Here is a 10,181-nt window from a genome sequence, read left to right on the forward strand (position 1 = left end):
GCCCAGGGTAGTCCCCTGGGCGCAGGCGGTAGCACCGCGCGAGACCGGTTTATCGCGCGTTGCAGCCGATGCTCCTTCTGCCGCGCAGACTCCTGGTGATGCCTTGCTTGCTTCGGGCCGTTGCTCGGGGCCACGCTACCCGACTGGGTCGATCACGCTCATATCTTCCAGTGCTCGGCTATCCGGCACCAAGGACTGTCCCTCGGCACACGGCGCGAGTGCTGGGTAGGCTTGCCGGTGTTTGGTGCGCCCAGGTCCCCAGCGACGTTGCATCGGGCGTGACAAACCCATGCCCAACGTGAGCACGAACGGCGGCGGCCGCAAGCAAGGTGCGCCAAGCCAAAAAAAAGCCCGCAGACAGGCTGCGGGCTGGTGTTTGACGGACCGTTGCCGGGTGCATGGCACCCGGCAATGTGGGTGCGTCAGACCTTCTGCGCGGACATGAAGGTGTCGAAGCGCGACTCGGCAAAACGGAACCAGAGGATCTGGTCGCGCTGGAAGTTGCGCATGTCGGCGTAGATCTTCTTCCACTCAGGGCTCTTGGCATCGTTCTCGGCGAACACTTCCATCGAAGCCTTGAAGGAGGCGTCCAGAACGGCTTGCGAGAAAGGCAGCACCTTGGTCTTCGCAGCGACCAGTTGCTTGAGGGCACCCGGGTTCAGCGCGTCGTACTTGGCCAGCATGTCGGTGTGAGCGACCGCCGTGGCTGCGTCGATGATGGCCTTGTTGTCGGCCGACAGGGCCTCATAGGCCTTGTTGTTGACGAAGAAGTCCACCTCGGGACCGCCTTCCCACCAGCCGGGGTAGTAGTAGAACGGAGCGACCTTGTTGAAGCCCAGCTTCTGGTCGTCGTAGGGGCCCACCCACTCGGCGGCGTCCAGCGTGCCCTTTTCGAGCGACTGGTAAACCTCGCCACCGGGGATGCTCTGGGGCACGGCACCCAGCTTGGTCATCACTTCACCCACCAGACCGCCGCCCAGGCGCATCTTCAGGCCCTTGAAGTCGGCAGGGGTCTTGATTTCCTTGCGGAACCAGCCGCCCATCTGCGTGCCGGTGTTGCCGCCGGCGAAGCTGATGGCGTTGTAGTTGGCATAGAACTCGTTCATCAGCTTGCGGCCGTTGCCGTGCATCATCCACGCGTTCATCTGGCGGGCATTGAAGCCGAAGGGAATGGCCGAGCCCAGCGCGAAGGCGGGGTTCTTGCCGTAGAAGTAGTACGGCACCGTGTGGCACATCTCGACGGTGGCGCTCTGCACGCCATCCAGCACGCCGAAGGCGGGCATCAGCTCGCCGCCGGCGTGCACGGAGATTTCAAACTTGCCACCCGACATGGCCTTCACGGCCTTGGCGAAAACCTCAGCACCGCCGTAGATGGTGTCCAGCGACTTGGGGAAGCTGGAGGCCAGACGCCAGCGAATGGCGGCCTGGGCGTGGACAGCGGGCGCAACGCCTGCAGCCAGCACGCCGGCGATGCCGGCCTGCTTGATGATTGAACGACGATCCATGAGGTTCTCTCCGATATATTGATTGAAAAACTTGGGCGCACGCGTTGTGCACGGCGGTCCAAGGACTGTTTCAGCCGGGTTCATTGTAGGAACATGACCCTGAGGACTTTTGCGGGTTTTCCCGCGAAAAATCCACGTCTTGTACAAGACTTCAGGCTTCTGCAAGCATCTGTGCGACAGCGTGTGCGCACGCACCGGGACGCGCGCAAGCCACGGCACACTCAGGCACCGAATGGCGCGGCAGAGGGCGCGCCCAGCACGGGCTGCCGGGCCTCTCAGGCCGCGCGGGCCTGCTGCGAAACTGCCAGAAAGCGCGCCTCGATGGAGGCCTGGATGCCCTTGGCATCGAGCCCCTGCAGCGCCATGAGCCTGGCCGGGTCGCCGTGCTCGATGAACGCATCGGGCAGACCCAGCTGCAGCACCGGGCGCTCGATGCCTGCGGCGTGCAGCGCTTCGGTGACGGCGCTGCCCGCACCGCCCATGACGGCGCCGTCTTCCAGCGTGACCAGCGCATCGTGGCGCGCGGCCACTTCGCGCAGCAGCGCCTCGTCCACCGGCTTGGCCCAGCGCATGTTGACCACGGTGGCATCCAGGGCCTCGGCGGCTTCGAGCGCGGGATAAAGCAACGTGCCGAACGACAGGATGGCGATGCGCGGCGCATGGGCCTGGACAGGGGCAGCCGCATCACCGCCCCGGCGCTCGCGGCGGATCTCGCCCTTGCCGAAGGGCAGTGCATCGAGCCCGGCGAGCGGCGCCACACCGGCCCCGCTGCCACGTGGGTAGCGCACGGCCACCGGGTGGTCCTGCTCGAAGGCGGAGGTCAGCAGCTGGCGGCATTCGCGCTCGTCCGCGGGGCAGGCCATGCTCATGTTGGGAATGCAGCGCACGAAGGGGATGTCGTACGCGCCCGCATGCGTGGCGCCGTCGGCCCCCACCAGGCCCGCACGGTCCAGCGCAAACACGACGGGCAGGTTCTGCAGCGCCACGTCGTGGATCATCTGGTCGTAGCCGCGCTGCAGGAAGGTGGAATAGATGGCCACCACGGGCTTCACACCCTCGCAGGCCATGCCGGCCGCGAAGGTGACGGCATGCTGCTCGGCAATGCCCACGTCGTAGTAGCGGTCGGGGAAGCGCTTTTCAAACTCCACCATGCCCGAGCCCTCGCGCATGGCGGGCGTGATGCCCACGAGGCGCGCATCGTGCGCGGCCATGTCGCACAGCCACTGGCCGAACACCTGGGTGAAGGTGGGCTTGGGCGGCGTGGCGGGCTTGGTCAGGCCCACGCTGGGGTCGAACTTGCCGGGGCCGTGGTAGGCGATGGGGTCGGCCTCGGCCAGCTTGTAGCCCTGGCCCTTTTTGGTGACCACGTGCAGGAACTGCGGGCCCTTGAGGCTCTTGATGTTTTCGAGCGTGGGGATCAGCGAGTCGAGGTCGTGCCCGTCGATGGGGCCGATGTAGTTGAAGCCAAATTTTTCGAACAGCGTGGCCGGCACCACCATGCCCTTGGCCTGCTGCTCGAAGCGCTTGGCCAGCTCCAGCAGGGGCGGCACGGGCCTCAGCACGGTCTTGCCCACGTTCTTGGCGGCAGCATAGAACTGGCCGCTCATGAGCTGGGCGAGGTAGCGGTTGAGCGCACCCACGGGCGGGCTGATGCTCATGTCGTTGTCGTTCAGCACCACCAGCAGGTTGCAGTCGGCCACACCGGCGTTGTTCAGCGCCTCGAAGGCCATGCCGGCCGTCATGGCACCGTCGCCGATGATGGCCACCGCATGCCGGTTTTCGCCCTTGCGCTTGGCGGCCAGCGCCATGCCCAAAGCGGCGGAGATGCTGGTGCTGGAATGCGCCGTGCCGAAGGTGTCGTAGATGCTTTCGGCGCGCTGCGGAAAGCCCGAGATGCCGCCCAGCTGGCGCAGCGTGTGCATGCGCTCGCGCCGGCCGGTCAGGATCTTGTGCGGGTAGGTCTGGTGGCCCACGTCCCACACCAGGCGGTCTTCGGGGGTGTTGAAGACGCGGTGCAGGGCCACCGTCAGCTCCACCGTACCCAGGTTGGAGCTGAGGTGCCCGCCGGTCTGCGACACGCTCTCCAGCACAAATCCCCGCAGCTCTGCGGCCAGGGCCTTCAGGTCCGCGCGCGACAGCTGGCGCAGGTCGGCCGGGTCGTTGATGGTCTGCAGAAGGGGATAGGTGGTGGTGGACATTTACTATCTTTTTAATAGCTGTCAGCGCTTTACAGATAAGCGCTAACGGGCAATTTGATTCAAATTTTCACAGTGGGCAGGGCCGGCACGCGCCGGGTGGGCGCCGCGGCGGGCATGGCAGGCAGCCCCATCGCATCAGTACGACCGCCGCACCACCATGTCCGCCAGGGCCGCCAGCGCGCGGGTGTCGGGCAGGCCGCTGCGTGCCAGTGCTGCATGGGCCTGGGCCAGCAGGTCCTGCGCATGGGCCTGGGCCTGCTGCAGGCCCAGCAAGGATACATAGGTGGGTTTGTCGGCCGCCGCGTCCTTGCCGGCCGTTTTGCCCAGCGTGGCGGAATCGGCCACCACATCGAGGATGTCGTCCACCACCTGGAACGCCAGGCCCATGGCCGCGCCATAGTCCGACAAGGCCTGGTAGGCGGTGGGCGAAGCGCGGCCGCACACCGCGCCCATCAGCACACTGCCCTGCAGCAGCGCACCGGTCTTGAGCAGGTGCATGCGGCGCAGCTGGTCTTCCGTCAGCGCCACGCCCACGCTGGCCAGGTCGATGGCCTGCCCGCCGGCCATGCCGGCCGAGCCTGCGGCGTGCGCCAGCAGGCGGCACAGCGTGGCCTGGGTGACTGCGGGGATGTCCGAGCCGCCGGGCGTGAGCAGCTCGAACGCAAAGGCCTGCAGCGCATCGCCCGCCAGCAACGCCGCCGCCTCGCCAAACTTCACATGCACGGTGGGCTTGCCCCGGCGCAGCACGTCGTTGTCCATGCAGGGCATGTCGTCGTGCACCAGCGAATAGGCGTGGATGAGTTCGACCGCGCAGGCGGCGCGCAGGGCGGCATCGTCCATCGCGGCCCGGTCTGCCGCCTGTGCACCACCTTCAGCGCTGGCGCCAGCGCTGCCTGCAGCCTCGTGCGCGGCCAACACCAGCAGCGGGCGCAGGCGCTTGCCGCCATCCAGCACGGCATAGCGCATGGCGTCGCCCAGGCCCGCCGGCGCATCCACGCCCACCCATTGCGACAGGGCCTGCTCCACGCGGGCGAGGTGGTGCAGGCTCCAGGGGCCGGTGTCAAAAACGGATTGGAGGGGCATGGGGACGGCGCTCATTCCTGCGTCCATGGTTGCAGCTGGCCCTCGTCCAGCACCTTGATCTGGTCCTGCACGGCTTCGAGCCGCTGGCGGCAGAACGCCAGCAGCGTGGCGCCACGCTGGTAGCCGGCCAGCATCTGGTCCAGCGGCAACTGGCCCGATTCGATGCGGGCCACCAGCTGCTCCAGCTCTTCCAGCGCGGCTTCGTAGCTGGAAGGTTCTGCAGGTGGGGGGGGTGCGGCAGGGGCCTTGGGCATGGGCGGGGCGCGGAGCGCGGGTGAAAAACCGACGATTTTAGGCGCACCGCTGCCGTGCCTGCGGCGCGCCGCCATGGGCCTTTGGCGAGGATGGCACCACTGGCCCGAAAGGGGCGGGAGCGCTTGCACGCGCGGCCTAATCACGTAACGGGGGTGCGGGAATAACCCCACCGCCTATAATCCCATTTCTTTCGTCGAACCGGCTGTGGGTACTTTGCTCGGCCGGTTTCGTTTTTTCATGCGCCAGAGCGCACCTCCCTGTGGGGAGTCTTTAGGTCAGGTCACCCATGTCTGATTTAAGTCTTCAACTGCAGCAGGCCGCAAGCCAACTACCAGTTTCAAGCTACTTTGACGAGGCGCTGTTCCAGCGCGAACTCGCCACCATCTTCCAGCGCGGGCCCCGTTATGTGGGGCACCAACTGGCGGTGCCCAACCCGGGCGACTACCACGCCCTGCCCCAGGAGGGCGAAGGCCGTGCGCTGGTGCGCAATGCGCAGGGCGGCGTCGAACTCGTCTCCAACGTCTGCCGCCACCGCCAGGCCGTCATGCTCAAGGGCCGTGGCTCGCTGCAGGGCCAGGGCAAGGGCCACGCGGGCGGCAACATCGTGTGCCCCCTGCACCGCTGGACCTACAGCCCGAAGGGCGAGCTGCTGGGCGCGCCGCATTTTGCGCACGACCCCTGCCTGAACCTGAACAACTACCCGCTGCGCGAGTGGAACGGCCTTCTGTTTGAAGACAACGGCTGCGACGTGGCCGCCGAGCTGGCCCGCATGGGCCCACGCGCCGACCTGGACTTTGACGGCTACGTGCTGGACCACGTCGAGCTGCACGAGTGCAACTACAACTGGAAGACCTTCATTGAGGTCTATCTGGAGGACTACCACGTCGGCCCGTTCCACCCGGGCCTCGGGCAATTCGTCACCTGCGACGATCTGCGCTGGGAGTTCGGCCAGAACTACTCGGTGCAGACCGTGGGCGTGGCCAACCGGCTGGGCAAGGCGGGCAGCCCCGTGTACGAGCGCTGGCACAAGGCCCTGCTCGACTACCGCGAAGGCAAGCCGCCGCAGTACGGCGCCATCTGGCTCACGCTGTACCCGCACATCATGGTCGAGTGGTATCCGCATGTGCTCACCGTGTCCACGCTGCACCCCGTCAGCCCCACCAAGACGCTGAACATGGTGGAGTTCTTCTACCCCGAGGAAATCGCTGCCTTCGAGCGCGAATTCGTCGAGGCGCAGAAGGCCGCCTATATGGAAACCTGCGTCGAGGACGACGAGATCGGCGAGCGCATGGACGCCGGCCGCAAGGCGCTGCTGGCGCGGGGCGACAACGAGGTCGGCCCCTACCAAAGCCCCATGGAAGACGGCATGCAGCACTTCCACGAGTGGTACCGCAAGGCGATGGGCGGCGTCCCCCTGGGCAGCGAGGCCGCGAAGCGCTGAATACAGCGGCAAAACACCGCCAATCGGCAGGTCCACCTCGGCCTGCTCTCATTACAATAGCTGCCGGTGCTTAAAAATTAAGCGCCGGCAGCTATTTTCATTTCTGCACCGCCGCTGGTGCACGTCACAAAGATCACAACCCGATGCAAGCCCTCTGGATGGTGTTGGCCGCGTTTCTGTTTGCCAGCATGGGGGTGTGCGTCAAGATCGCGTCGGACTTCTTCAACTCGGCGGAGCTGGTGTGCTACCGCGGCATCATCGGCATGGGCATCCTGTGGCTGCTGTCGCACTCGCAGAAGGTGACGCTGGCCACCCGCTACCCCGGCATGCACGCCTGGCGCAGCCTGGTCGGAGTGGCGTCGCTGGGCGCCTGGTTCTACGCCATCGCCCACCTGCCGCTGGCCACGGCCATGACCCTCAACTACATGAGCAGCGTGTGGATCGCCGCCTTTTTGGTGGGCGGCACGCTGCTGGCGTGGCGGCCCTCTGCCGCAGCGCCCCGGCCTGCCCTGCAGGGGCCGCTGGTGCTCACGGTGCTGACCGGTTTTGCGGGCGTGGTGCTCATGCTGCGCCCCAGCCTCGACCAGAACCAGGCCTTTGCAGGGCTGGTTGGCCTGCTGTCGGGCCTGTCGGCCGCGTTTGCCTACATGCAGGTGGTGGCCCTCTCGCGCCTGGGCGAACCCGAGTCGCGCACCGTTTTCTACTTCGCCGTGGGCTCTGCGGTGGCGGGCGGCTTGGCCATGCTGTTCACCGGCATGTCGGACTGGCCCAGCTGGCAGGCCCTGTGGCTGCTGCCCATCGGCGTGCTGGCCGCCGGGGGCCAGCTGTGCATGACCCGCGCCTACGCCAGCGCCAAGAGCCAGCGGGGCACGCTGGTGGTGGCCAACCTGCAGTATTCGGGCATCGTGTTTGCGGGCATCTACAGCGTGGCCCTGTTCGGCGACAAGATCCCGCCCATCGGCTGGCTCGGCATGGCGCTCATCGTGGGCAGCGGCATCCTCGCCACCATCCTGCGGGCACGCGCCGCACCGGGCACCCCGGCGGAGGAACATTGAGCCCCCGCCTGGGCGCGAGTGTTGGCCCAAGGCCTACATACAGCGCACCACCACTGCGCACAATGAAAGCACCGCCATTTCCATGATGGCACCGCCCGTTCCACACCGCGCGGCCGGCCCCGCCACCGATCACACCATGACCTACACCACCCTGATCTCCGCCGAACAACTCCAGTCGCTGATGGCCAGCGGCGCGCCGCTGATGGTGTTCGACTGCAGCTTCGAACTCATGCAGCCTGCAGCGGGCGCGCAGCAATATGCGCAGGCCCACATCCCCGGCGCGGTGTATGCCCACCTGGACACCCACCTGAGCGCCAAGCACGGCGCGCCCGGTGCGGGCGGCACCTTGACGGCGCAGGAGGCCGACCAGCCCGCCTCCGGCGGCCGCCACCCGCTGCCCAGCCGCGAGCGCTTTGCGACGTGGCTCAGCAGCGTGGGCTTTGCCAACAACATGCAGGCCGTGGTGTACGACCGCCAGGGCGCCAACTACTGCGGCCGGCTGTGGTGGATGTTGAAGTGGGCAGGCCACGATGCCGTGGCCGTGCTCGACGGCGGCCTGCAGGCCTGGCAGGCGGCCGACGGCGCCGTGCGCAGCGGCGAAGAGCCCGCGCACTTCCAGTCCCACTTCAAGCTGGGCGCGCCCTTGCGCACGCTGGCCACCGCCGGCGATGTGCTGGCGCGGCTGGGCCAGCCCGGGCAGACCGTGATCGACGCGCGTGCGGGCGCCCGCTACCGGGGCGAGGTCGAGCCGCTTGACCCGGTGGCCGGCCACATCCCCGGCGCGCTCAACCGGCCTTTTGTCGACAACATCGGCGCCGATGGCCGCTTCAAGCCTGCCGCGGTGCTGCGCGCCGAATTCGAGGCCCTGCTGGCAGGCCGCGACCCCGCCACCGTGGTGCACCAGTGCGGCAGCGGCGTGAGCGCCGTGCCCAACCTGCTGGCGATGGAAGTGGCGGGCCTGGGGCCCACGGCGCTGTTTGCGGGCAGCTGGAGCGAGTGGTGCAGCGATCCCGCGCGACCTGTGGAGAAATAGATAGCCCCCACGCTCCCCACTGCGTGTGGTTGCTGCCCCCCGAGGGGGCCGCTTTTCATCTTGGGGCGGCCCGGCGATGAAAAATTGCCCCCACGCTCCCCACTGCGTGTGGTCGCTGCCCCCCAGAGGGGGCCGCTTTTCATCTTGGGGCGGCCCGGCGATGAAAATGGGCTGAAAACACACCCACACCACCCACGCCGTTGCCAAAGGTGCAAAAAAGATGGTTTTGAGGGCGCTATCAAAACCATGAGCAGAATCGGGCGCACCGTGCGCCCGGGTGCAGCAAGCGCCACCGCCTGAAATGCCAGCAAGTGGCTGATGCGTGTGTAAGGCAAATTCCTACACAGCCCACCGCAGAACCAGACACGCTGCGCATCCAAACCCCGACTTAATTTCTGATTGGGGCGGTTTCACAATCCATTTCAACGGATCACGCAACACCTGCAGACGGCAGGAAACGCAAGGCCCGGAACTGGAAAAAAGGAAGCCGCCATGACCAACGAACAACTCCTCGCTGAAATCCGCGAAGCCAACCTCACCTACCTGATGCTGGCCCAGAACCTGATTCGCCAGGACAAGGCGGAAGCCGTGTTCCGGCTGGGCATGAACGAGGAATCGGCCGACATCCTGGCATCGCTGTCTGCAGCGCAGGTGATGAAGCTGGCCTCGCGCAACACGCTGCTGTGCAGCTTCCGCGTGGATGACAACCTGGTGTGGAGCCTGCTCACCAACCATTCGGCCAAGAAGGTGGGCAACGACGCCACCAACACGCTGCACGCCAACATCCTGATGGCCAGCCGCGTGTCGGAAGTGCTCTGACCCCGTCGCCCAACGCCCGCCCTTTTGCCTGAAAGCCCGCCATGCCCTCCTCCTCCACCACCGCCAAAGCCCCCGTCAAGAGCGTTCTGAACGAGTCCAAGCAGATCGAGCGCGCTGCCATGCTGATCCAGATGGGTGCCCGCATGCAGGTGCTGGAGTCCGAGACCACGCTGTCGTACGAGCGGCTGATCCGGCTGTACAAGGAGATCGCGGGCAAGTCGCCGTCCAAGGGCCAGCTGCCATTTTCGACGGATTGGTTCCTGACCTGGCAGGAGAACATCCACAGCTCGCTGTTCCTGAACATCTACGAATATTTGTCCAAGGGCGTGGACCTGGACGCGGTGGAACTGCTGACCAAGGCCTACCGCCTGTACAACGAGCAGGTCGCCACGGCCGAGATCGAGCCGCTGCTGTCCTTCACCCGCGCCTGGCGCCTCGTGAAATTTGTGGACGCCGGCATGCTGACCCGCACCCAGTGCAGCCAATGCAGCGGCCAGTTCGTGACCGAGCTGTATGAGAACCGCCACTTCACCTGCGGCCTGTGCAACCCACCCGCCCGCGCCGGCAAGAGCAAGTCGGCTGGCGCGCTGATGCTGCACTGAATACCGACCATCCCCTGAGCGGCTGACCGGCTGCACCGCTCGGTGCTGGCCGCCCCAGGCGGCAGCTCTTCGGGCTGTCCAAACCTGCGCAGGCAGGCTTGGAGCCGCAGCCCTCAGCCCCTTGCTCTCGAATCGCTGCGCGATTCGGGAAGGGGACGCAGCCCTCGCTGCGGGGCGGCCCTGGCTCGGC

At 66.6% G+C, this 10,181-nt stretch carries 9 protein-coding genes; 5 read left to right on the forward strand and 4 right to left on the reverse strand.

Going from position 1 to position 10,181, the window contains the following annotated elements; all coding sequences use genetic code 11:
* Positions 1-422 precede the first annotated feature (422 nt).
* The 4 genes from ACOQFS_RS08430 to xseB all read right to left on the reverse strand — a co-directional run bounded on the left by ACOQFS_RS08430 (position 423) and on the right by xseB (position 5,040).
* On the reverse strand, positions 423-1,505 hold the full coding sequence (locus ACOQFS_RS08430; RefSeq protein WP_421562451.1) for a TRAP transporter substrate-binding protein: 1,083 nt from the start codon (positions 1,503-1,505) through the stop codon (positions 423-425).
* Positions 1,506-1,780: 275 nt separating this feature from the next.
* Positions 1,781-3,703 (reverse strand): 1-deoxy-D-xylulose-5-phosphate synthase, encoded by a 1,923-nt coding sequence (gene dxs, locus ACOQFS_RS08435; RefSeq protein WP_421562452.1) that lies wholly within the window; start codon positions 3,701-3,703, stop codon positions 1,781-1,783.
* Positions 3,704-3,838: 135 nt separating this feature from the next.
* Entirely contained in the window at positions 3,839-4,801 is a 963-nt protein-coding gene (locus ACOQFS_RS08440; protein WP_421562453.1) for a polyprenyl synthetase family protein, read from the reverse strand.
* Complete coding sequence (gene xseB / locus ACOQFS_RS08445; RefSeq protein WP_421562454.1) at positions 4,798-5,040, reverse strand: exodeoxyribonuclease VII small subunit; 243 nt, start codon at positions 5,038-5,040, stop codon at positions 4,798-4,800. The genes ACOQFS_RS08440 and xseB overlap by 4 nt, the downstream gene beginning before the upstream one ends.
* Before the next feature lie 287 nt (positions 5,041-5,327).
* On the opposite strand from xseB, the gene ACOQFS_RS08450 reads away from it, so the two are divergent.
* From ACOQFS_RS08450 to flhC, 5 genes are all read left to right on the forward strand, one after another.
* Positions 5,328-6,482 (forward strand): aromatic ring-hydroxylating oxygenase subunit alpha, encoded by a 1,155-nt coding sequence (locus tag ACOQFS_RS08450; RefSeq protein ID WP_421562455.1) that lies wholly within the window; start codon positions 5,328-5,330, stop codon positions 6,480-6,482.
* A 143-nt stretch (positions 6,483-6,625) separates the two neighbouring features.
* Positions 6,626-7,537 (forward strand): DMT family transporter, encoded by a 912-nt coding sequence (locus ACOQFS_RS08455; RefSeq protein WP_421562456.1) that lies wholly within the window; start codon positions 6,626-6,628, stop codon positions 7,535-7,537.
* 136 nt (positions 7,538-7,673) lie between these two features.
* On the forward strand, positions 7,674-8,570 hold the full coding sequence (locus ACOQFS_RS08460; protein ID WP_421562457.1) for a sulfurtransferase: 897 nt from the start codon (positions 7,674-7,676) through the stop codon (positions 8,568-8,570).
* A 492-nt stretch (positions 8,571-9,062) separates the two neighbouring features.
* On the forward strand, positions 9,063-9,389 hold the full coding sequence (gene flhD / locus ACOQFS_RS08465; RefSeq protein WP_421562458.1) for a flagellar transcriptional regulator FlhD: 327 nt from the start codon (positions 9,063-9,065) through the stop codon (positions 9,387-9,389).
* A 41-nt stretch (positions 9,390-9,430) separates the two neighbouring features.
* Complete coding sequence (gene flhC, locus ACOQFS_RS08470) at positions 9,431-9,991, forward strand: flagellar transcriptional regulator FlhC (protein WP_421562459.1); 561 nt, start codon at positions 9,431-9,433, stop codon at positions 9,989-9,991.
* Positions 9,992-10,181 lie beyond the last annotated feature (190 nt).

This window comes from Paracidovorax sp. MALMAid1276 (genome assembly GCF_049198005.1).
Classification (GTDB): Bacteria; Pseudomonadota; Gammaproteobacteria; order Burkholderiales; family Burkholderiaceae_C; genus Acidovorax.

Bases quoted from the DNA above. Each gene is read 5' to 3' on its own strand.
- ACOQFS_RS08430 (WP_421562451.1), bottom strand. From the start codon at position 1,505: ATGGATCGTCGTTCAATCATCAAGCAGGCCGGCATCGCCGGCGTGCTG.
- ACOQFS_RS08440 (WP_421562453.1), bottom strand. From the start codon at position 4,801: ATGAGCGCCGTCCCCATGCCCCTCCAATCCGTTTTTGACACCGGCCCC.
- ACOQFS_RS08455 (WP_421562456.1), top strand. From the start codon at position 6,626: ATGCAAGCCCTCTGGATGGTGTTGGCCGCGTTTCTGTTTGCCAGCATG.
- ACOQFS_RS08450 (WP_421562455.1), top strand. From the start codon at position 5,328: ATGTCTGATTTAAGTCTTCAACTGCAGCAGGCCGCAAGCCAACTACCA.
- ACOQFS_RS08460 (WP_421562457.1), top strand. From the start codon at position 7,674: ATGACCTACACCACCCTGATCTCCGCCGAACAACTCCAGTCGCTGATG.
- dxs (WP_421562452.1), bottom strand. From the start codon at position 3,703: ATGTCCACCACCACCTATCCCCTTCTGCAGACCATCAACGACCCGGCC.
- xseB (WP_421562454.1), bottom strand. From the start codon at position 5,040: ATGCCCAAGGCCCCTGCCGCACCCCCCCCACCTGCAGAACCTTCCAGC.
- flhD (WP_421562458.1), top strand. From the start codon at position 9,063: ATGACCAACGAACAACTCCTCGCTGAAATCCGCGAAGCCAACCTCACC.
- flhC (WP_421562459.1), top strand. From the start codon at position 9,431: ATGCCCTCCTCCTCCACCACCGCCAAAGCCCCCGTCAAGAGCGTTCTG.